Annotated in this window: 17 protein-coding genes and 1 tRNA gene; 10 read left to right on the plus strand and 8 right to left on the minus strand. The window is 47.0% G+C overall.

The features are described from left to right. Window positions 1-53: 53 nt before the first annotated feature. The 4 genes from recG to gmk are packed head-to-tail and all read right to left on the minus strand — an operon-like array spanning window position 54 to window position 5226. Complete coding sequence (recG, locus tag XPG1_RS00845) at window positions 54-2135, minus strand: ATP-dependent DNA helicase RecG (protein ID WP_045957403.1); 2082 nt, start codon at window positions 2133-2135, stop codon at window positions 54-56. Window positions 2136-2139: 4 nt separating this feature from the next. Beyond that, window positions 2140-4254 carry a bifunctional GTP diphosphokinase/guanosine-3',5'-bis pyrophosphate 3'-pyrophosphohydrolase gene (spoT, locus tag XPG1_RS00850; protein WP_045957404.1) on the minus strand — a complete coding sequence of 705 codons (2115 nt, stop codon included), beginning with the start codon at window positions 4252-4254 and terminating at the stop codon, window positions 2140-2142. 18 nt (window positions 4255-4272) lie between these two features. Continuing rightward, window positions 4273-4548, minus strand: coding sequence for a DNA-directed RNA polymerase subunit omega (gene rpoZ / locus XPG1_RS00855; protein ID WP_045957405.1), 276 nt, complete (start codon window positions 4546-4548; stop codon window positions 4273-4275). Window positions 4549-4602: 54 nt separating this feature from the next. Continuing rightward, window positions 4603-5226: a guanylate kinase gene (gmk, locus tag XPG1_RS00860; RefSeq protein WP_045957406.1), complete on the minus strand. Its 624-nt coding sequence runs from the start codon at window positions 5224-5226 to the stop codon at window positions 4603-4605. Window positions 5227-5532: 306 nt separating this feature from the next. Between gmk and ligB the strand changes: the two genes are divergently transcribed. Continuing rightward, window positions 5533-7395: an NAD-dependent DNA ligase LigB gene (gene ligB, locus XPG1_RS00865; protein ID WP_071825282.1), complete on the plus strand. Its 1863-nt coding sequence runs from the start codon at window positions 5533-5535 to the stop codon at window positions 7393-7395. Here ligB and XPG1_RS00870 read toward each other — a convergent pair. Continuing rightward, window positions 7392-8015: a trimeric intracellular cation channel family protein gene (locus XPG1_RS00870; protein ID WP_045957407.1), complete on the minus strand. Its 624-nt coding sequence runs from the start codon at window positions 8013-8015 to the stop codon at window positions 7392-7394. The genes ligB and XPG1_RS00870 overlap by 4 nt on opposite strands. 135 nt (window positions 8016-8150) lie before the next feature. Between XPG1_RS00870 and XPG1_RS00875 the strand changes: the two genes are divergently transcribed. Then, the gene (locus XPG1_RS00875) at window positions 8151-9452 is read left to right on the plus strand and encodes a YidR family protein (RefSeq protein ID WP_045957408.1); all 1302 of its coding nucleotides are present in this window, start codon (window positions 8151-8153) and stop codon (window positions 9450-9452) included. On the opposite strand, the gene XPG1_RS00880 is transcribed toward XPG1_RS00875, so the two are convergent. The 3 genes from XPG1_RS00880 to XPG1_RS00890 all read right to left on the minus strand — a co-directional run bounded on the left by XPG1_RS00880 (window position 9440) and on the right by XPG1_RS00890 (window position 12209). Beyond that, window positions 9440-9790, minus strand: coding sequence for a YceK/YidQ family lipoprotein (locus XPG1_RS00880; RefSeq protein WP_045957409.1), 351 nt, complete (start codon window positions 9788-9790; stop codon window positions 9440-9442). The genes XPG1_RS00875 and XPG1_RS00880 overlap by 13 nt on opposite strands. 354 nt (window positions 9791-10144) lie before the next feature. Further along, window positions 10145-11401: a valine--pyruvate transaminase gene (locus tag XPG1_RS00885; RefSeq protein ID WP_045960287.1), complete on the minus strand. Its 1257-nt coding sequence runs from the start codon at window positions 11399-11401 to the stop codon at window positions 10145-10147. A gap of 217 nt (window positions 11402-11618) precedes the next feature. Then, window positions 11619-12209: a DNA-3-methyladenine glycosylase I gene (locus XPG1_RS00890; RefSeq protein WP_045957410.1), complete on the minus strand. Its 591-nt coding sequence runs from the start codon at window positions 12207-12209 to the stop codon at window positions 11619-11621. Between the two features lie 211 nt (window positions 12210-12420). Between XPG1_RS00890 and glyQ the strand changes: the two genes are divergently transcribed. From glyQ to dppF, 8 genes are all read left to right on the plus strand, one after another. Beyond that, window positions 12421-13329, plus strand: a complete 909-nt coding sequence (gene glyQ / locus XPG1_RS00895; protein WP_045957411.1) for a glycine--tRNA ligase subunit alpha — start codon at window positions 12421-12423, stop codon at window positions 13327-13329. Between the two features lie 9 nt (window positions 13330-13338). Further along, entirely contained in the window at window positions 13339-15408 is a 2070-nt protein-coding gene (gene glyS, locus XPG1_RS00900; protein ID WP_045957412.1) for a glycine--tRNA ligase subunit beta, read from the plus strand. Between the two features lie 224 nt (window positions 15409-15632). Continuing rightward, window positions 15633-15709, plus strand: a tRNA-Pro gene (locus XPG1_RS00905). 432 nt (window positions 15710-16141) lie between these two features. Then, a complete protein-coding gene (gene dppA / locus XPG1_RS00910) occupies window positions 16142-17752 on the plus strand; it encodes a dipeptide ABC transporter periplasmic-binding protein DppA (protein ID WP_045960288.1) in 1611 nt (536 codons plus the stop codon). A 144-nt stretch (window positions 17753-17896) separates the two neighbouring features. Further along, the gene (gene dppB, locus XPG1_RS00915; protein ID WP_045957413.1) at window positions 17897-18916 is read left to right on the plus strand and encodes a dipeptide ABC transporter permease DppB; all 1020 of its coding nucleotides are present in this window, start codon (window positions 17897-17899) and stop codon (window positions 18914-18916) included. Window positions 18917-18926: 10 nt separating this feature from the next. After that, the gene (dppC, locus tag XPG1_RS00920; RefSeq protein ID WP_045957414.1) at window positions 18927-19829 is read left to right on the plus strand and encodes a dipeptide ABC transporter permease DppC; all 903 of its coding nucleotides are present in this window, start codon (window positions 18927-18929) and stop codon (window positions 19827-19829) included. Window positions 19830-19841: 12 nt separating this feature from the next. After that, a complete protein-coding gene (dppD, locus tag XPG1_RS00925; RefSeq protein ID WP_045957415.1) occupies window positions 19842-20822 on the plus strand; it encodes a dipeptide ABC transporter ATP-binding protein in 981 nt (326 codons plus the stop codon). Further along, the gene (gene dppF, locus XPG1_RS00930) at window positions 20819-21853 is read left to right on the plus strand and encodes a dipeptide ABC transporter ATP-binding subunit DppF (RefSeq protein WP_045957416.1); all 1035 of its coding nucleotides are present in this window, start codon (window positions 20819-20821) and stop codon (window positions 21851-21853) included. Before dppD ends, dppF begins: the two co-directional genes overlap by 4 nt. Window positions 21854-21919 lie beyond the last annotated feature (66 nt).

Consider the following 21919-nt stretch of genomic DNA (forward strand, 5'->3'; position numbering starts at 1 on the left):
ATTTTTTATTTATCCTGACGGTTTTTTCCACCTGATTATTTGGAGGTTGGCGTTTACGCATGACTATATTGGGCACTATCCGGCAACCAGCGTTCAATTAATGCCTTGGCATGTTCAGGATAGTGCTGGTGGAGATAGCGCGCAATACGCTGAACGTCGGGCAGCATATTTTGATCTCGTAATAAATCCGCGATCCTGAATTCGGCATTACCCGTTTGGCGGGTACCCAATAATTCGCCCGGCCCGCGGATCTCCAAATCTTTTTGAGCAATGACAAAACCATCATGACTGTCCCGTAATACTTGCAGGCGAATTCTGGCTGTATTGGTCAGTGGAGTTTTATAGAGCAGGACACAGTGTGAGGCCGTGGCACCACGACCGACACGGCCACGAAGCTGATGTAACTGAGCCAATCCGAGGCGTTCAGGGTTGTCGATAATCATCAGGCTGGCATTGGGCACATCAACCCCGACTTCGATCACCGTAGTGGCAACCAACAGTTGGAGTTCACCTTGCTTGAAGGCCGCCATGATGGCCTGTTTTTCGGCTGATTTCATTCGTCCATGCACCAAGCCAATTTTTAGCTCAGGTAATGCCAGTACCAGTTCTTCATGGGTCACTTGAGCTGCCTGCGCTTCCAAAACTTCAGAATCTTCTATCAAAGTACAAACCCAGTAAGCCTGACGCCCTTCATCCAAACAGGCGTTTTTGATGCGTTGGATAATGTCATTGCGGCGGGTATCAGGGATAGCAACGGTTGTAACAGGTGTTCGCCCTGGTGGTAATTCATCAATAATAGAGGTATCCAGATCGGCATAGGCGGTCATTGCCAATGTACGCGGAATCGGCGTTGCGGTCATGATCAATTGGTGGGGATGGAAGCCTTGTTCGCGCCCCTTCTCCCACAAGGCGAGGCGTTGATGTACACCGAATCGGTGTTGCTCATCAATGATAACCAGCGCCAATCCGGCGAACTTGACCTGATCCTGAAACATGGCATGAGTGCCCACCACCATGTTCACCTGGCCACTTGCTATCGCTTCTTGCTGCGCTTGACGCGCTTTACCTTTTTGTTTACCGGCCAACCAGCCAACTTGAATACCGAGTGGCTCAAGCCATTGACGGAAGGTATTGGCATGTTGTTCTGCCAGCAGTTCGGTGGGCGCCATCAATGCCACTTGCTTACCGTGAACAATGGCACGGACAGCTGCCAGTGCTGCCACCAATGTTTTCCCCGAACCGACATCCCCTTGTATCAGGCGCATCATGGGAACATTTTTTTCTAAATCATGTTCTATTTCTGCAACGACACGGGCTTGGGCACCTGTTGGGGAGAAGGGTAACTGGCTCAGGAATTGCTGTTTTAGTGAATCATCGGCTGTAAGTGGTTGGGCGTGAAAACGTTGTGCTCCGGCTCTGACCGCCAGCATACTCAAATGATGTGCCAACAACTCTTCCAAAATTAACCTGCGTTGGGCAGGATGTCGGCCATTTTCCAGCTCAGTCAGAGAAATATCCGGGGGGGGATAATGTAATATGTGCAGCGCGTTGGGCAGGCTGATGAGATTCCGGCTGAACTCTGCCGGCAGTAACTCATTAATGGCGCAAGTGTCCAATATTTCCAGTGCTTGTTCGATGAGCTTTCGCAGCGTGGTTTGGCGCACACCGTCGGTCGTGGGATAGATGGGGGTTAATGTTTCTTGTAGTTGAACCGAATCAGCGTGCTGCTGGACTTTATATTCTGGATGAATGATCTCTGGCCCTTGATTTCCGCGCCGGATTTCACCATAGGCAACAATGTGTTTTCCATCAGCCAGGTTATTTTTCATGGCAGCTGTAAAATTGAAAAAACGCAGAGTCAATATGCCAGTACCATCGCTGATTTGGCAGGTCATGATGCGCCGCCGCCCAAAAATCACATGAGTGCGCAATACCTGACCTGTTACCGTGGCATAAATACCGGGCTGTAATTCATTAATGGAATACAGACGGGTTTGATCCTCATAGCGGAGAGGTAAGTGCAAAAGTAAATCTTGTAGATTGACCAACCCTAATTTGGCAAGTTTGGTGACCTGACTGGTTCCAACACCACGCAGAGTGGTTAAGGGGATGGCATCAAGTAGTTGGCCTTTCATGTGATCAGTTTCGGTTGCGGCTGACTCGCATCACATCTGGCATGACACGTATCTTACGCATAATATTTGCCAACTGGATACGGTCTTTGGTCGTCAGCCTGATGAAAGCACAATAAACCCGGCCATCCTTTTCCTCCGTATTCATGCTTTGAATGTTGGAGTTTGCGTCATTAATGGCTGCGGTTAGATTCGCTAGGGCGCCTTGATGGTTAAACATATCGACTTTAATTTCAGCAATAAAGTCGCTGTTAATCTCTTTATCCCACTCAACCGGCATGAATTTTTCCGGTTCCTTCTGATATCCACGGATATTTCGACAGGATTCGTGATGGATCACCAGACCTTTTCCGGGGCTAATGTGGGCAATGATCGGGTCACCCGGGATTGGACGACAGCATTTGGCAAAGGTAATCAAAATACCGTCAGCACCCTTGATAGGCAGTTTTCGGGTCGCATTGCTGTTATTGTTTGGCGTTTTCTCCGCTGAACCCAGTAATAAATTGCGGGCAACAACCACACTCATGGCGTTACCCAACCCGATTTCTGCCAGTAAATCATCCAACGTGGCGAGCTTCATTCTTGATAGCTCCTTATGGATATTTTCTTGCGGTATATCGGTGACTTTTGTGCCGTTACCAAGTGCATGATTGAGCAGACGACGCCCCAGGCTAATAGAATCATCCCGTTTTAAATTTTTCAGTAACTGACGAATTTTAGCCCGTGCTTTAGAGCTGACGACAAAGTTCAGCCAGGCCGCATTCGGGCGAGCGCCCGGCGCCGTGATAATTTCAACCGTTTGTCCACTGCTGAGCGTTTGTGAAAGAGGATAGGGCAGACGATCAACGCGTGCGCCAACACAGGCGTGACCGATATCCGTATGAACAGCATAGGCAAAATCGACCGGTGTTGCACTGGCCGGTAATTCAACAATTCGTCCTTCTGGGGTAAAAACGTAAATCTCATCAGGAAACAAATCAGATTTCACGCTTTCAATAAATTCAAAAGAGCTGCCGGCGCTTTGCTGGAGTTCCAACAAGCTCTGCATCCAGCGCTGAGCACGAACTTGCGCCGTTGTCCCGGATTCTCCTTGTTCTTTGTAAGCCCAGTGTGCGGCGACCCCCATTTCTGCCATCTGATCCATATCTTCGGTACGGATCTGTACTTCGACCGGGACGCCATGTGGGCCGATCAGCGATGTGTGTAGAGATTGATAGCCGTTGGCTTTGGGGATAGCAATATAATCTTTTACTCTGCCGGGACGCGGTTTGTACAGACTGTGCATTTGTCCGAGTACGCGGTAGCAGGTATCAAGATTGCTGACGATGACCCGAAAGGCGTAAATATCCATGATTGAATGGAAACGCTGTTCTTTTAGGCGCATCTTACGATAGATCGAATAGAGATGTTTTTCGCGGCCACTGACAGTACATTCAATACCGGCGTCCGTTAATCTGCCTTCAATCTCCGACAGAATTTTTTGGATCATCTCCTTGCGATTGCCGCGGGCGGCTTTCACAACCTCTTTAATGACGCGGTAACGGTTTGGGTATAGCGCTTCAAAGCCAAGTTCTTCCAGCTCCGTTTTTAGGTGATGAATCCCTAAACGGTGAGCCAGCGGACTATAAATTTCTAGCGTTTCCCTGGCAATGCGCCGTCGTTTATCGGGGCGCAGGGAGCCAAGGGTTCGCATATTGTGTGTGCGGTCTGCCAGTTTGATCAAAATGACGCGGATATCCTGCACCATCGCCATGATCATTTTGCGGAAGTTTTCAGCCTGCGCTTCCTTTTTGTCACGGAAGTTCAGCTTATCCAGCTTAGATACACCTTCCACCAATCCGGCAACAGTTGAGCCAAAAAGCTGTTCTATATCCTGAAATGTTGCAGGCGTATCTTCGATGACATCATGTAGCAGCGCCGCCATGAGTGTTTCATGGTCAAGTCGCATTTCAGCCAGAATACAGGAAACGGCGACGGGATGAGTGATGTATGGCTCACCGCTGGAGCGGGTTTGCCCTTCATGGGCATCCCGCGCGACGATATAAGCCTGTTTAAGCAGATCGATTTGATCTTCAGGCAAATATTTCAGAACCAGCTGATTCAGGCTTTCAAACAGGTACAAGGCAGACCTACCGTAAAATTAACGACGACCTTCAGCGATGGCAGAAACAGCTTTAATTTCGGCAGCTTCTTGCTCTTTTTGTTCCTGACGTTCACGTACATCAAGGATCTTATTGTTGATGAGGCCTTGCTCGATTTCACGCAGAGCGATAACCGTCGTCTTATCGTTTTCTTCTGCAACAAGGGGATCTTTGCCACCTACTTGCAACTGGCGTGCTCGGCGAGCAGCGACCAACACAAGGTCAAAACGGTTACCAATTTTTTCTACTGCGTCTTGAACAGTTACGCGTGCCATATGTGTGCTACTCCACTGGTAAATAAATGACTGGGCATAATACTGAAACTTGGTTCAGTCTGCCAATAATTTGCTGATTAAGGCATCATGCCGCTGAATCTGACGATCTAATCGTAGACGTTCTGAACGAATAATGGATTGTAAATCGGCCAGTGCCGTATTGAAATCATCGTTGATGATAACGTAATCATATTCGTTATAATGTTCCATCTCCGCAACAGCCTGAGCCATCCGTTTAGCAATGACTTCTTCGCTGTCCTGACCGCGTCCGCGCAGGCGGCGGAGCAATTCTTCCCTGGAGGGGGGCAGAATGAAAATGCTGCGAGCGGCTGGCATCTTCTGGCGGATTTGTTGTGCACCTTGCCAGTCAATATCAAGAAAAACATCCACCCCGCTGGCGAGTGTATCTTCAATGACTTTTCGGGATGTGCCGTAATAGTTACCAAAAACACAGGCATATTCCAAAAAATCATCATGGCTGATCATCTTTTGAAATTCATCCACCGTGGTGAAAAAATAATGTTCACCATGATTTTCGCCTGGACGAGCCTGACGTGTCGTATGTGAAACAGAAACCTGTGTGTCATACAAAGGCTGAGTCTTTAATAAAGCCTGAATAAGGCTTGATTTGCCTGCTCCACTCGGCGCAGAAACAATATATAACGTTCCTTGGTTCATGATGATTTCTTGAGTGATTGGGTATAAATAGGTGCACACGCGAGAATATAAAATCCCATATAGTATACACGGATACGTTAATCCATGCAGCGTTACAATACATGCCAACGGACGTTTCAACAAAATTTTTTATTAACACATTGGCATTAATTGAACATTCTGCGAAACAATTTGAGTAAAAATAAGCTGTTGCAGAAATTGTTCATTTATTTTTTGAAACACACCGCAAACTTATCTTTTCCACCTTGGTAAATATTTTTCCGCTTTTTATTCTGTGCCCGTGTATTAGGAAGCGACGGAGCAAGGATGCTTAATTTTCTCATCAGTTTTCTCATAACAGTATGGCTACTGTTATTTGGCATACCCGTAGCCTTTGCAAACAACAAGGGCCATTGTCCTGAATGGCCACAAGAAAAACTTCAGCATGAAACTCACGCTCTAACAACGCGGGTAGCTGAGTGGAATCGGCTCTATCACCAGCAGGGTATGAGTGACATAGATGATGAAATCTATGATCAATTACTGGAAACGCTAAGGCTTTGGCAACACTGTTTAAAGCAGGATACAAACCGCGTGATGAACGCAGTTGCTGATATGGACATGCCAATGGTGGCACAGCGACAGACAGAAAAACAGCGTCACCCTGTCCAGCATACGGGGTTGAGTAAATTGAGGACGGTTCAGGACATTGATCGTTGGCTACAGGGGCGGGCAGGGGTTTGGCTACAACCTAAAGTTGATGGTATTGCGGTGACGTTGGTCTATGAAAAAGGCCAATTAGTGCAATTAATTAGCCGTGGTGATGGTATTGAAGGAACAGACTGGCGGGATAAAAGCCCATTTATTCCCACTATTCCTCAGCAGATTACAAATGCGCCGGCGCGTTTGGTATTGCAAGGGGAGCTGTTCTGGCAGCAAGTGGATCATCGACAGTTCCTGTCTGGAAGTCAGGGAGGGCGTAGTAAAGTGGCAGGGTTAATGGCTCGAAAAACGCCGGCGCCAGAACTGAAACAGATCGGCATTTTTATTTGGGGTTGGCCGGATGGACCAAATGAACTGGCTGAGAAATTGGCGAGATTGGCTGGTATGGGTTTTCCTATGACCCAACAATATAGCCACCCTATTACGACTACAGAAGATGCTGAAAAAAGATGGAAAGATTATTTTGTTCAGCCTCTTCCTTTTGCTACGGATGGGGTAGTTTTACGTCAGGAGGTTGAACCGACAGGCCGACAGTGGCGTAGCGGATCAAACAGTTGGGCAATTGCATGGAAATATCCGTTACGGCAACAAATGACAACCGTAAAACACGTGAAGTTCACCATCGGCCGGACAGGAAAAATATCCGTTGTATTAGCGCTGGAGACAGTCAAGGTGGATGATCGGCAAGTGAGTCGGGTCAATATTGGTTCTATCAAACGTTGGAAGCAGTGGAATGTGTATCCCGAAGATAAAATCACGGTGGCACTGGCCGGGCATGGTATCCCCAAACTTGATAAGGTGGTGTGGCGTATGGCGGAACGTCCAGATATTCAACCGCCTAATGAGCAAGATCACCATTTTCTGAGTTGTCTGGCATTGGGTCATGGACGTCAGCGTAATGATGAACATTGTCAGCAGCAGTTTATTGCCCGCCTGACATGGCTTGGCGAAAAATTGCGCATGAAAGGTGTTGGACAAGGAACCTGGTCTGCGTTGGTAAGACAAGGATTGGTGACAAATTTAACCGATTGGCTGGATTTGGATAAAGAACAGCTGGAGGCCGTGCCCAATATAGGTGCTAAACGTGCCGCGTCCATTTTCGCTCAATTCCAGCAGGCAAAACGGCGTCCCCTCGCACTATGGCGTGAAGCCATTGGTCTGCCTTACGCTAATCGCCTGACAGACAACATAGGATGGTCGTGGGCAATGACACCATCATATACCAAGACGGAAGAGGCATTAACCACAACACAACGAGAAAAAATTTTGGCCTTTTTACAACATCCTGAGATTAAGTCAGCCATTGCGCATTTGGTTTCACGAGGGATCACGGGGGAGAAAGAGGCTGAGGAGACAAGTCTGACAGGGAAGGATGTGGTTGGAAAAGGGAAGGATATACCGGTGGATCAGGGCATCAGAAAAGAGGGGGGCAAAAAAGTTGCCCCACATGCTCATAACCGCTTTTAATGCTCTGAGTCTGAACCATTGTAATTGAAAATGGGTAAACCAAGACGATACCGAATGGCGATCAAACGGGCGGTCAGACCGGCAATCAGCGTAATCAAAACCACGCTGTTTGGGGGCAACGGCGTATGCTGTAAAGCGATATAGAGCCAGGCGGAAGCAAAAGAGACACCCGCATAAATCTCTTTTTGAAAGACTAATGGAATCGTATTGCAAAACATGTCGCGTAATACACCCCCAAATACGCCAGTAATGACGGCGGCAATGGCTGCGATGATCGGGCTATAGTGCATTTCCAATGCGATTTGTGCCCCCAGGATGGAGAAGACGATTAAACCAATTGCATCAAGAACAAGAAACAAGCGGCGTAAATGTTTCATCATGGGGGCAATCCAGATAGTCAGTACGGCAGCACAGGCAACTGTCACGATATATTCTGGATTTTTTACCCAGCCAAGGGGGTAGTGCCCCAAAATGATATCACGGACGGTGCCACCGCCGATGGCTGTCACGGAAGCGATAATAATAACGCCGAAAACATCCATTTTTCGGCGACCCGCGGCTAAAGCACCTGTCATAGCTTCAGCCGTAATACCAATAATATAGAGGACACTGAGTAACATAAATTTTATTAAATGAGATATAACATGGATATAAAGAGTACTGTCGAAATAATCACGTCTCGACTGAAATTTTTTTGTTAAGTTTGAATCAAATTAGTTTTTATTATCCGAAAATGTGCAATATAAGGTCGCGAAATGGTTTTTAAAGAACGCCAGATAACATTTGATCGCTGTAGTCATCAGATAACTAACATAAATATCTGGACGCCTGATAGCCAGTGGTTGGTATATGACGTGCGTCCTCACGGTGCTTCTTTTACCGGTTTAACGATAGAAAAAATTCATGTTAAACATGGACAAACGGAAGTGATCTATCAGGCAAGGGATGGTGCTCATGTCGGTGTTGTGACGGTAAGTCAACAAGAGCCGGTGCGTTATGCCTTTATTCATGGGCCAGAAAATCCAGATGCGCAGTGGCAGTATGATTTTCACCATCGCCGAGGGGTTATTGTCTCTGATAGACAGCCAAATGTGGCAATGAACATTGATGCGATGGATATTACGCCACCTTATACTGCAGGTGCCTTGCGTGGAGGCACTCATGTTCACGTTTTCAGCCCTGATGGGAGTCGTCTCAGTTTTACCTACAATGACCATGTGATGCATGAGTTAGATCCTGCGCTTGATTTACGCAATGTCGCAGTGGCCGTTCCGTTGCACGCGGTGATGCCGGTCAAAAAACATCCGAGGGAATACGGGGGCAGCTATTTCTCGGTTATTGTCAGCCAGACTACGGCATTCCCGCATCCCGGTAGTGATGAGATTAATCGAGCCTATGAAGAAGGGTGGATTGGGCTGCGGGGATATCGAAAAAACAATGGCCAATGGCAGCGTTGGGCGCTGGCCTTTATTGGGGATACATACGCTGTCAATGGTGAAAAAATACCGGAAATTTATCTTGTTGACCTGCCTGAAAACGACGACGATTATGCGGTTTCAGGTGCGCAGCCTTTGACTGGTACAGAAACAACCTTGCCAGCCCCTCCTGAAGGAGTACAACAAAAACGTCTGACTTTTACGCATGACAGGCGTTGGCCAGGGGTGGTGAATGTGCCTCGTCATTGGCTCAGAACATCGCCAGATGGCAGTAAAATTGGTTTCCTGATGAAAGATGACGAGGGAATTGTCCAGCTATGGTCTATCTCACCCAATGGCGGTGAGGCCGTGCAGATAACTGACAGTAAGTACAGCATACAATCTGCATTTAGCTGGGATAGCCGTGGGCAGTTTATTGCCTGTGTCTGTGACAATAGTGTTGTGCTCTTTGATAGCCAGACGGGAAAAATGCAGCGTCTAACAGCGCGTACCGATGACGCGCCTTCTGCTGATGCAATCGTGATATCACCCGATGATGATTATGTTGCTTTTATGCGTGATATTGATGGATATCGGCAAATTTTTGTGGTTGAAACAGGGATTGGTGCTTACGGTGTCTGATCGCTGACTGTCTCTGATATCGACTGTACGACGATGGGATTTTTATCCCGTTGCTCTATGCGATGCTTAGGAGATTGCGCTGCGCTGTCTTGATCGGAGCGAGCATAATCGTAGGGAAGCAGTAATGTGTCCAGGAAGGCAGAAAAAGGGAGGTCGATGGCAAGCATAGGTTTCATAAACCATCCTGTTTTGTCATCCTGCAGCATATCAATATTCGCTTTGGCGCCAGAATAATAACCTTGATAAGGGCCGCTGTGTGTCATGATGCTGGAACAACCCGTGACAAGCAGACATCCCAATGTAGTACATAGTAGTAGAAACACTTTACACGTTTTCATCTTTTCCATGATCTCAATGAGTTAATTTGCCAATGTTGTATTCGCTATTTAACGCCACTTTTCCAAAATAAGATGGGTGTAACAGTGTAATACTGTTTACCCTTAATACTGTTTACTATAGTCAGGTCATATTCAGTTTGCTATAGCATTTATCGTTAAGCTTAATAATCTTTTATCCAAAACTCAGGTTACTTAAGTATTATTATTAGATTCGTTAAATGTGCACTAGATCACAGTACGCTGCTAAAACTACGATCCTGTTCTCAGGTAACAGTCCTCGTTATCATCTTGCTCCCTCTCCTAAATGAGGGAGCTTTTTTTACGTTATTCACCACTGCCTACACTGTTGGTAGATCAGTGTCCGGCTTCGTGATGTGCTATCTCAATTTCTTCAGACAAAATACGAATGCCCTCTTCAATCTTTTCAATCTCAGGGACATAGTTCATTCGCATACATTGATGAGCATGTGGCCAATCATGTTCCAGCCCCGGGAAGAAGAAATGCCCCGGCACCATCAGGACGTTTCGCTTTTTCAACCGCTGATAAAGCTCTTCTGTCGTGATGGGTAAGTTTTTGAACCAAAGCCAGAGGAATATTGCCCCTTCGGGTTTATGGATTAGGCAACGATCTTCTGATATATGGCGGCGAATGATCTCAATCACGTTGTCTACGCGTTGCTGATAAAATGGTCGAATGACATTTTGTGACAAGCGAAACAGGTCGTTACGTTTGATCATTTCCAACGCAATAGCTGGCCCAACGCCACCAGGAGACAGGCTGATAATGCCATTCATATTACTGACAGCATTAATAATTTTTTCATTGGCGATGATAATGCCGCAACGGGAACCCGGTAAGCCCAGTTTGGATAAACTCATACAAAGAATGATATTGGGATTCCACAGTGGGGTTGCTTCGCTAAAGATAATACCGGGGAATGGTACACCGTAGGCATTGTCTATCAGTAAGGGGATTTGATGCTGTTGAGCCAGACCATCCAGGCGCAATAATTCTTCGTCGGTGATGACGTTACCGGTTGGGTTGGTCGGGCGAGAGACACAAATCAGGTTAATATCTTCGGTGATATTCAGGTGCTCGAAATCAACGTGATATTTGAATTGGCCGTTGGGTAATAATTCGATATTCGGTTTATTTGCAACAAATAACCCCTCATCTAACCCCGAATCCGAGTAGCCAATATATTCAGGCGCCAGTGGAAACAAAACACGTTTTATGGCACCGTCTTCTGTGCGACCCGCCAGTAAGTTAAATAGGTAGAAAAAGGCACTTTGGCTGCCATTGGTCAAAGCGATATTTTGTGGGTGGATGTCCCAGCCGAGCTTTTCTCTTAACTCTTGCGCCAATGCGGTGATTAAGGTGTTTTTCCCTTGTGGCCCGTCATAGTTGCATAATGTTTCGCTTAATTGACCGTCTAACGCCATGTCAGTCAATATCTGCTGGAAATAATCATCCATTTCCGGGATGTGTGCGGGATTACCGCCGCCTAACATAATCGCGCCCGGTGTTCTCAGGCCTTGATTGAGATCGGTCATCAGGCGGGTAATTCCCGAATCTTGTGTGAATTTGTTTCCGAATTGCGAAAATTTCATAGCGGCGTTTGCATCTGTATGTGTATGAGAAAAAGACACCATACCCCGCCCACTGGTAGGGTGCAATGGGGTGAAACGGGTGTTTCATGTTTTTATATGTTGTGTTTTTTAGTATTGTTGAATTTTAAAACTGGATATTTAACATTAATCCAGCTTTATGTATTGAAGTGATATTTTTGTTTATTTTTATACACTAATTTTACTTTTTCACGATAAATCACTTAGTCTCGAAACCGATAAGTGATTCCCGGCATAAACAGTTGATGAGATGATCGTTGACTAACCCCGCAGCCTGCATAAACGCATAGCAAGTCGTGCTGCCAATAAATTTAAATCCCCGTTTTTTCAGCGCTTTTGCAAGTGCATCAGAATGTGCTGTTTTGACCGGCACTTCTGACGGGGTTTGCCAGTGGTTGATCAGTGGGGCGTGATCAACGTATTGCCAGAGAAAAATACTGAAATCTTCACCTCGTTCGGCCATTTTTAGGTAAGCGCGTGCGTTGTGGATAATTGCACTGATTTTGGCCCGATGGCGGACAATGGCGGATTCGTTCATCAGACGCTCAACATCTGCTTCATCCATTCTGGCGATTTTGACCGGATCAAATTGGTGGAAACATCTTCGATAACCTTCCCGTTTTTTCAGAATTGTTAGCCATGACAGACCCGCCTGTTGCCCTTCCAGACAAATCAGTTCGAAAAGTTGTTGGTTATTTTTTTGTGGGTTCCCCCACTCGTTATCGTGGTAGGCCAGATAATCAGGATCGGATGTTACCCAAGCACAGCGAGTTATTTCCTTGCTCGTCATCAAATGTTACCTCGGAGAATGGTTGATAATCACACTCATATTAGCTGTAGAACGCGAGAGAATACAAAAGGCTACGATTGCGTGCTGTTATACTGATTGGTTTTTTTATATTTTGGCAAAATTGGCAGGCAATCAGTGCTGTATATCTTACATTCAAAGGGTATACTGACCACTTTCGTTTAAATTCATATGTATCGCGTGCGGATTCAACATGCAAAAGTTTGATACCAAAACCTTTCAGGGGATCATCCTGACACTACAGGATTACTGGGCGCGTCAAGGCTGTACCATTGTCCAACCACTGGATATGGAAGTCGGCGCAGGAACCTCTCATCCTATCACTTGTCTACGTGCGTTAGGGCCTGAGCCTATTGCTGCAGCGTATGTTCAGCCTTCCCGTCGTCCAACTGACGGCCGTTATGGCGAAAACCCGAACCGTCTTCAGCACTACTACCAATTTCAGGTGATTATCAAGCCATCGCCAGAGAATATTCAGGAGCTTTATCTCGGCTCCTTAAAAGCATTAGGGCTTGATCCGACGGTTCACGATATCCGTTTTGTTGAAGATAACTGGGAAAACCCAACATTGGGTGCCTGGGGACTGGGTTGGGAAGTCTGGCTGAATGGTATGGAAGTGACTCAGTTCACTTACTTCCAGCAAGTGGGTGGCCTTGAGTGTAAGCCTGTCACGGGTGAGATAACTTACGGTCTGGAACGTCTGGCAATGTATATTCAGGGCGTCGACAGTATTTACGATCTGGTATGGAGCGATGGCCCGTTGGGTAAAACCACTTACGGGGATATCTACCATCAAAATGAAGTTGAACAATCGACTTATAACTTCGAATACGCTGATGTCGATTTCCTGTTTACCTGCTTTGAGCAATACGAAAAAGAAGCTGGAGAGTTACTGGCTTTGGAAACGCCACTGCCACTGCCAGCTTATGAGCGCATTCTAAAAGCGGCTCACACGTTCAACTTGCTGGATGCCCGTAAAGCGATTTCTGTGACTGAACGTCAGCGTTATATCCTGCGCATCCGTACCCTGACCAAATCAGTTGCTGAAGCTTATTATGCCTCCCGCGAGGCGCTTGGCTTCCCGATGTGTAACAAAAAATAAGAGGCCATCATGACTCAACAAACTTTCCTTGTGGAAATCGGCACCGAAGAGCTGCCACCAAAGGCGTTGCGTTCATTGGCTGAATCCTTTGCAGCCAGTGTTGAAACAGAATTGAATAACGCCAATCTGGGTCATGGTGAAGTTAGCTGGTTTGCTGCTCCTCGTCGTTTGGCGCTGAAAGTAGCAAATCTGGCGGCGGCACAGGCTGATCGTGAAGTTGAAAAACGTGGCCCGGCAATCGCGCAGGCGTTCGATGCCGAAGGTAACCCCACCAAAGCAGCAGAAGGTTGGGCACGTGGTTGCGGTATTACCGTTGCTCAGGCTGAACGCATGGTAACGGATAAAGGAGAATGGTTGCTTTATCGTGCTCAGGTCAAAGGCCGTGAAGCAAAAGAATTGCTGGCGGATATGGTCAGTCGTGCGTTGAGTAAATTGCCAATTCCTAAATTAATGCGTTGGGGGGATAACGAAACTCAGTTTGTTCGTCCGGTTCATACGGTCACGATGCTGTTGGGCAGCGAATTGATTGAAGGTGAAATTCTGGGGATCAAATCCGATCGCATTATCCGCGGTCACCGTTTTATGGGTGAAGCGGAATTTACCATTGAGAATGCCGAACAGTATCCTGCCATATTACAGGCGCGTGGGCGGGTTATCGCAGATTATGAAGTACGTAAGGCGATGATCAAACGTGATGCAGAACAGGCCGCGATGAAACTGGGGGGAATGGCTGATCTGAGTGACGGCCTGTTGGAAGAGGTGACGTCTCTGGTCGAATGGCCGGTGGTACTGACCGCAAAATTCGAAGAAAAATTCCTCGATGTTCCCGCGGAAGCATTGGTTTATACCATGAAAGGCGACCAAAAATATTTTCCGGTTTACGATAAATCCGGCAAGTTGATGGCAAACTTTATTTTTGTTTCCAATATTGAATCGTCTGATCCTCAGCAGATCATTGCCGGTAACGAAAAAGTGGTACGTCCACGTCTGGCAGATGCGGAATTCTTCTTCAAAACTGACCGTAAACAGCGACTGGAAGATAACCTGCCTCGTCTGGAAACCGTCCTGTTCCAAAAACAGTTGGGGACATTGCGTGATAAAACCGATCGTATTCAGGCTCTGGCTGGCTGGATTGCGGACAAAATCGGGGCAGATGTTAATCATGCGACGCGGGCAGGTTTATTGTCCAAATGTGATCTGATGACCAACATGGTATTCGAGTTCACTGATACGCAGGGCGTGATGGGGATGCATTATGCGCGTCATGATGGAGAAGCGGAAGATGTGGCGTTGGCACTGAACGAACAGTATCAGCCCCGTTTCTCTGGTGATGAATTGCCATCAACTGGGGTGTCTTGTGCCGTAGCGATTGCCGATAAAATGGATACATTGGCGGGTATCTTCGGTATTGGCCAGCATCCGAAAGGGGATAAAGACCCGTTTGCGTTGCGTCGTGCCGCACTGGGTGTTCTGCGTATTATTGTGGAGAAAAAACTGCCGCTCGATCTCCAGACTTTAGCAGAAGAAGCGGTGCGTCTGTATGGTGATAAGCTGACCAACGAACACGCGGTCGATGATGTCGTTGAGTTTATGCTCGGTCGTTTCCGTACCTGGTATCAGGAATTAGGTTACAGCGTTGATACTATTCAGGCGGTACTGGCGCGTCGTCCGACCCAACCAGCAGACTTTGATGCCCGCATGAAAGCCGTGACGCATTTCCGTACGTTGGATGAAGCGGTTTCTTTGGCGGCAGCCAACAAGCGAGTTTCCAACATTCTGGCAAAATCAGAAGAACAGCTGAATGACTCGGTGCTTGCTGCTGTACTGAAAGCACCGGAAGAGATCAAACTAGCGACACATCTTGTCGTGCTGAAAGAGAAACTGGCTCCACTGTTTGCCGAAGGCAACTATCAGGATGCGCTGGTTGAATTGGCGTCCTTGCGCGAAGTCGTCGATGCGTTCTTCGACAATGTGATGGTGATGGATGAAAACAGTCAGGTCAGAGTCAATCGTTTGACACTGTTAAATGAATTGCGTGACCTGTTTTTGCGTGTCGCAGATATTTCACTGCTCCAGTGATGGCTAATCTATTCGTCTGATAATGGGTTTCGTGTCATCTGTTTCACGGGCAAAGCCTTACCTTTTTGGGTAGGGCTTTTTTTATTTCTATTTTCATTTTCTGAAATAATTGCCGATAGCCTATGTTGTCACCGTCATTTTGGGCAATTTATCGTCAATTAACTACTTATCTTTAAAAAGGTATTGACGGTTTGTGGCTCTGGAAGTAAGATGCGCTTCGTTTTCGGCGAGTAGCGCAGCTTGGTAGCGCAACTGGTTTGGGACCAGTGGGTCGGAGGTTCGAATCCTCTCTCGCCGACCAGATTCTGAAACCCTGCTTGTATAAGCAGGGTTTTTTTACGTCTTAATTCAACATCCTTCAAAGAGTTCCTGCCGGGTTCAACCTGTTTCGTAAAACTTTTTCATACTCTTGACGGTGTATTATTTAGGGAATGGGTCACAATTTCCAAATTATCATCATCAGAGCTTAATTCTTTTTATTGCGACCATTTCTAGTGAATTTGTCTATTTTGTGTGCATTCCGTCATGTTTTTTAACCACCATTGTTAATATTTCTTTTCTTTTGTGTTTTTCTTGTATTTCTTTTGTTATCAGTGATGATGTTGACGTCAGTCATCACAATTGATTAATTGATAGACGAAAAATAATAAAACAGGCTAGGACAGTGGCATTTAGGGATAAAACCCTGGGCTGGCTACAGCGTCATAAACATAAAATAAATGGGGTTAACGTCATGACAATCTTCAAGAAAAAACAGCCCAGTTTGTTAACGCTGGGTGTTGGTCTTATTGCGCTGACTATAACGGCCAGTATTCAGGCAAAAACGCTGGTTTATTGCTCTGAAGGTTCTCCAGAAGGCTTCAATCCACAATTATTTACTTCCGGTACAACTTATGATGCCACTTCCAGACAGATCTATAACCGCCTGGTAGATTTTAAAGTAGGTACAACGAGTATTATTCCAAGCCTGGCCGAAAGCTGGGATGTGAGTGATGATGGTAAGGTTTATACCTTCCATTTGCGCAAAGGAGTGAAATGGCACAGCAATAAGGCATTTGAACCTACTCGTGATTTTAATGCGGATGATGTGATTTTTACTTTTATGCGCCAGAAAGATAAAAATCATCCGTACCATCAAGTCTCTGGCGGCAGCTATGAATATTTCATCGGTATGGATATGGGAAGTATCATCAGCAAAATAGAAAAAGTCGATGATTATACGGTTCGCTTTGTGCTATCCCGTCCCGAAGCACCTTTCCTGGCGGATATCGCAATGGACTTTGCCTCCATTTTGTCTAAAGAATATGCTGATGTCATGATGAAGGCGGGTACACCGGAAAAAATTGACCTTAACCCGATTGGTACAGGTCCATTCCAGTTAGTGCAATACCAAAAAGACTCCCGCATTCTCTATAAGGCATTTAAAGACTATTGGGAAGGACCGGCGAAAATTGACCGCTTAGTCTTCTCCATTACCCCTGATGCCTCTGTGCGTTATGCAAAATTGCAGAAAAATGAATGTCAGGTCATGCCGTATCCAAACCCTGCTGATCTTGCCCGCATGAAACAAGATAAAAATATTGTTTTGCTGGAGCAGGCAGGTTTGAACGTGGGTTATCTCTCTTTCAATGTGACTAAGCCACCATTGGATAGTGTGAAAGTGCGTCAGGCACTGGTGATGGCAGTGAACAAAGACGCTATCCTTGAGGCCGTGTATCAGGGCGCCGGACAGAAAGCGAAAAACCTGATCCCTCCCACAATGTGGGGTTATAACGAAGATATCAAAGATTACACCTATGATCCCGCCAAGGCCAAGGAACTGTTGGGGGAAGCGGGTTTATCGAATGGTTTTGAAACCGATCTGTGGGCGATGCCGGTACAGCGCCCATATAACCCGAATGCGCGTCGTATGGCGGAAATAATTCAGGCGGATTGGGCAAAGATTGGCGTTAAAGCCAAGATCGTTAGTTATGAATGGGGTGAATACCTGAAGCGAGCCAAAGAGGGTGAACCAAAAACCGTCATGATGGGGTGGACAGGGGACAATGGTGATCCTGATAACTTCTTCGGCACCCTGTTTAGCTGTGCCGCCAAAGAAAGAGGCTCCAACTATTCCAAATGGTGCTACAAACCCTTTGAGGACGTTATCCAGCCAGCGCGTGAAACCGCGGATGTTAACAAGCGTACGGAACTTTATAAACAAGCACAAGTTGTTATGCATGAACAAGTCCCTGCATTGATTATTGCTCACTCCACAGCTTATGAACCCGTACGTAAAGAAGTGACAGGATATTTGGTTGATCCCCTTGGCAGACATATTTTTTACAATGTTGATCTCAAATAATTCTTGCTGTTGAGCGGTTGTGATTAACCATCCTCTGGATTTTTCTGTGAGGATGGTTTTGCTGCTTTGCTGATCAAGTCGGCCTTTGTTGTCTACCAAGCGGCCTGAAGAGCCATAACTGGTATTTAAAAAGGAATCCAGGATATGCTGCAATTTATCCTCCGACGTTTGGGATTGGTGATCCCGACGTTTATTGGTATTACGCTGCTGACTTTTGCGTTTGTGCATATGATCCCCGGCGATCCTGTTCTGATTATGGCGGGCGAGCGTGGAATTACTGCTGAGCGTCATGCCCAATTAATGGCGGAAATGGGGTTGGATAAGCCTCTCTGGGAGCAATATTTTCATTATATCAATGGAGTATTACATGGTGATTTGGGGATCTCATTGAAGAGCCGCATTCCTGTGTGGGATGAGTTTGTCCCACGTTTTAAAGCGACTTTTGAATTGGGCATCTGCGCTATGCTATTTGCCATCTCTGTCGGTATTCCGGTGGGTGTTCTGGCGGCGGTCAAACGGGGTTCTGTCTTTGATCACACTGCGATTGGTTTGTCATTGACCGGCTATTCCATGCCTATTTTTTGGTGGGGGATCATGTTGATCATGCTGGTTTCCGTCCAATGGAATTTAACCCCGGTCTCTGGCCGGATCAGTGATAGCGTCTTTCTGGATGACAGCTATCCCCTGACCGGATTTATGCTGGTTGATACCCTGATTTTTGGGGAAAAAGGCGATTTCATTGATGCGGTGATGCATATGCTGTTGCCTGCTATTGTGCTGGGAACGATCCCGTTGGCGGTGATTGTGCGCATGACACGTTCTTCCATGCTGGAAGTCCTGAGCGAAGATTACATCCGCACTGCCCGCGCAAAAGGTTTGAGCCGTATTCGGGTCATTATCGTTCATGCGTTGCGTAACGCATTATTGCCCGTTGTCACCGTGATTGGGTTGCAAGTCGGTATCATGTTGGCGGGTGCCATTCTGACCGAAACCATATTCTCATGGCCTGGTTTGGGGCGTTGGCTGGTTGACGCCTTGCAACGTCGGGATTATCCGGTCGTACAAGGCGGTGTACTGCTGGTCGCGACGATGATTATTCTGGTTAACCTGGTGGTTGATTTGCTGTATGGCATCGTCAACCCGCGCATTCGTCATAAAAAATAAGGAGCACATGATGACTCAAGCAACTGAGCCCGTTGTATTCGGTGCACCGAAATTAATGACGCCAATGCAGGAGTTCTGGCACTACTTTAAACGTAATAAAGGTGCAGTCATTGGTCTGGTCTATATTATCCTGATGCTATTGGTGGCGTTATTGGCGGGGATACTGGCACCGCATGGTCCGGCAGAACAGTTCCGCGAGGCTTTGTTGACACCTCCGGTCTGGCAGGAGGGCGGCAGCTGGCAATTTATCCTCGGTACAGATGACGTTGGCCGCGATATCTTATCCCGCCTGATGTATGGGGCTCGTCTTTCATTGTTGGTTGGCTGTCTGGTTGTGGTGATGTCACTCATCATGGGCGTCATGTTGGGTTTATTGGCGGGCTATTTCGGTGGCGTGGTGGATACCATCATCATGCGTATCGTTGACATTATGCTGGCTTTGCCAAGCCTGCTGCTGGCATTGGTACTGGTCGCGATCTTCGGCCCCTCCATCGTCAATGCCTCATTAGCATTAACATTTGTTGCTTTGCCTCACTATATTCGTCTGACAAGAGCGGCAGTACTGGTCGAAGTTAACCGCGATTATGTGATCGCATCCCAGGTGGCGGGTGCTGGCGCCATACGCCAGATGTTCGTCAATATCCTGCCAAACTGTCTTGCACCGTTGATTGTGCAGGCATCATTAGGGTTTTCGAACGCGATTCTCGATATGGCAGCCTTAGGGTTTCTGGGGATGGGAGCACAGCCACCGACACCAGAGTGGGGGACGATGCTGGCAGATGTGTTGCAATTTGCCCAAAGTGCGTGGTGGGTCGTGACCTTCCCCGGAGTGGCTATTCTATTGACGGTATTGGCATTTAACCTGATGGGCGATGGGTTGCGTGATGCACTTGATCCTAAGCTCAAGCAGTAGGGGTATTGTGAAATGGCATTGTTGAATGTAGAGCAATTATCGGTGCACTTTGGGGATGACAATGCACCCTTCCGCGCCGTTGACGGTATCAGCTACCGTGTTGAGCAGGGAGAAGTTGTGGGTATTGTCGGCGAGTCAGGCTCAGGTAAATCGGTCAGTTCATTGGCGATCATGGGGCTGATTGACTATCCGGGCAAAGTCATGGCTGAAAAACTGGAATTCAATGGTTGTGATCTGACCAAAATTTCAGAAAAACAGCGGCGCCAGTTGGTTGGTGCAGAAGTGGCGATGATTTTCCAGGATCCCATGACCAGCTTGAATCCGTGCTATACCGTCGGTTATCAGATTATGGAAGCCTTGAACGTCCATCAAGGCGGTAATCGGAAAACTCGGCGTCAGCGGGCAATTGACTTACTGACTCAGGTCGGCATTCCTGATCCGGATTCTCGTCTGGATGTTTATCCGCATCAATTATCCGGGGGCATGAGCCAGCGAGTGATGATTGCCATGGCGATTGCGTGTCGTCCGAAACTCCTGATTGCCGATGAACCGACAACCGCACTGGATGTTACCATTCAGGCGCAAATCATCGAATTGCTGTTAGCGTTGCAGCAACGGGAAAACATGGCATTACTCTTGATCACCCATGATCTGGCGCTGGTGGCAGAAGCAGCTCATCACATTATTGTGATGTATGCCGGCCAGGTAGTTGAGATTGGTAAAGCCACGGAAATCTTCCGCGCCCCTCGGCATCCTTATACACAGGCGTTGCTGCGGGCATTGCCGGAATTTGCTGCGGATAAAACCCGTTTGGCCTCATTACCCGGCGTCGTTCCCGGAAAATATGATCGTCCCACTGGCTGCCTGCTTAACCCGCGTTGCCCTTATGCCAATGAGCAATGTCGTCAGAAAGAACCTCCATTGAAATCAGTGGGAGGGCGTCAGGTTAAATGTCATATGCCGCTGGATGATGGCGGGAGGCCGACAGTATGAATACTCAACAAAATTGGGAACAGGAAAAGGCTGCGATTTCTTTAAAAACCACCGAGCCTTTACTCAAAGCCACTGAACTGAAGAAATACTATCCGGTGAAAAAAGGGTTATTCTCACCTGAGCGTGTGGTGAAGGCGTTGGATGGCGTTTCATTTGAACTGGAAAAAGGGAAAACACTGGCCGTTGTCGGCGAATCGGGTTGCGGAAAATCCACATTAGGTCGTCTACTGACACTGATTGAAAAACCGACGGAGGGGGAGCTTTATTATCTGGGGCAAGATCTCTTATTACCCAATAAAGAAGCCGAAAAACTGCGTCGCCAGAAAATCCAGATCGTCTTTCAAAACCCCTACGCTTCTTTAAATCCGCGTAAAAAAGTGGGGCAAATTTTAGAAGAGCCTTTACTGATCAATACCTCACTGAGTGCGGTTGAACGCAGGGAACACGTCTTGCAGATGATGGGAAAAGTGGGGTTAAAACCGGAGCACTATTCACGCTATCCACACATGTTTTCAGGTGGCCAGCGCCAGCGTATTGCCATTGCCCGTGGGTTAATGCTAAATCCGGACGTGGTCATTGCCGATGAACCGGTTTCGGCATTGGATGTTTCGGTGCGGGCACAGGTACTGAATCTGATGATGGACTTGCAGCAGGAACTGGGCTTGTCTTACGTCTTTATCTCTCATGATCTTTCGGTTGTTGAACATATTGCTGATGAAGTGATGGTGATGTATCTGGGGCGTTGCGTTGAAAAAGGCAACAGAGAAATGATTTTTAACAATCCGCGTCACCCTTACACTCAAGCTTTGTTGTCAGCGACGCCTCGTCTGAATCCTGAACTGCGCCGTGAACGCATTAAACTGACAGGGGAATTACCCAGCCCAATGAATCCACCTGCGGGATGTGCGTTTGCTGCCCGTTGTCGCCGTGCATTCAGTCCTTGTACGCAATTACAACCGACATTAAAACAATATGGTGGACAACTGATCGCCTGTTTTGCCATTGAACAGGATGAAAGTTCATTCACTTAATCTTATTTAACCGGGGTATAACGTATTAGCATGACAGTAAAAACGTGAGATATTCACGCTATTAGG

Origin of the sequence: Xenorhabdus poinarii G6, from assembly GCF_000968175.1 — a bacterium.
Taxonomy (GTDB): domain Bacteria; phylum Pseudomonadota; class Gammaproteobacteria; order Enterobacterales; family Enterobacteriaceae; genus Xenorhabdus; species Xenorhabdus poinarii.

Excerpts from the sequence above, each read along its gene's own strand:
- dppC (WP_045957414.1), top strand. The coding sequence starts at position 18,927 with ATGACTCAAGCAACTGAGCCCGTTGTATTCGGTGCACCGAAATTAATG.
- dppF (WP_045957416.1), top strand. The coding sequence starts at position 20,819 with ATGAATACTCAACAAAATTGGGAACAGGAAAAGGCTGCGATTTCTTTA.
- recG (WP_045957403.1), bottom strand. The coding sequence starts at position 2,135 with ATGAAAGGCCAACTACTTGATGCCATCCCCTTAACCACTCTGCGTGGT.
- glyS (WP_045957412.1), top strand. The coding sequence starts at position 13,339 with ATGACTCAACAAACTTTCCTTGTGGAAATCGGCACCGAAGAGCTGCCA.
- ligB (WP_071825282.1), top strand. The coding sequence starts at position 5,533 with ATGCTTAATTTTCTCATCAGTTTTCTCATAACAGTATGGCTACTGTTA.
- XPG1_RS00890 (WP_045957410.1), bottom strand. The coding sequence starts at position 12,209 with ATGACGAGCAAGGAAATAACTCGCTGTGCTTGGGTAACATCCGATCCT.
- glyQ (WP_045957411.1), top strand. The coding sequence starts at position 12,421 with ATGCAAAAGTTTGATACCAAAACCTTTCAGGGGATCATCCTGACACTA.
- XPG1_RS00885 (WP_045960287.1), bottom strand. The coding sequence starts at position 11,401 with ATGAAATTTTCGCAATTCGGAAACAAATTCACACAAGATTCGGGAATT.
- XPG1_RS00880 (WP_045957409.1), bottom strand. The coding sequence starts at position 9,790 with ATGAAAACGTGTAAAGTGTTTCTACTACTATGTACTACATTGGGATGT.
- dppD (WP_045957415.1), top strand. The coding sequence starts at position 19,842 with ATGGCATTGTTGAATGTAGAGCAATTATCGGTGCACTTTGGGGATGAC.
- XPG1_RS00875 (WP_045957408.1), top strand. The coding sequence starts at position 8,151 with ATGGTTTTTAAAGAACGCCAGATAACATTTGATCGCTGTAGTCATCAG.
- gmk (WP_045957406.1), bottom strand. The coding sequence starts at position 5,226 with ATGAACCAAGGAACGTTATATATTGTTTCTGCGCCGAGTGGAGCAGGC.
- dppB (WP_045957413.1), top strand. The coding sequence starts at position 17,897 with ATGCTGCAATTTATCCTCCGACGTTTGGGATTGGTGATCCCGACGTTT.
- dppA (WP_045960288.1), top strand. The coding sequence starts at position 16,142 with ATGACAATCTTCAAGAAAAAACAGCCCAGTTTGTTAACGCTGGGTGTT.
- rpoZ (WP_045957405.1), bottom strand. The coding sequence starts at position 4,548 with ATGGCACGCGTAACTGTTCAAGACGCAGTAGAAAAAATTGGTAACCGT.
- XPG1_RS00870 (WP_045957407.1), bottom strand. The coding sequence starts at position 8,015 with ATGTTACTCAGTGTCCTCTATATTATTGGTATTACGGCTGAAGCTATG.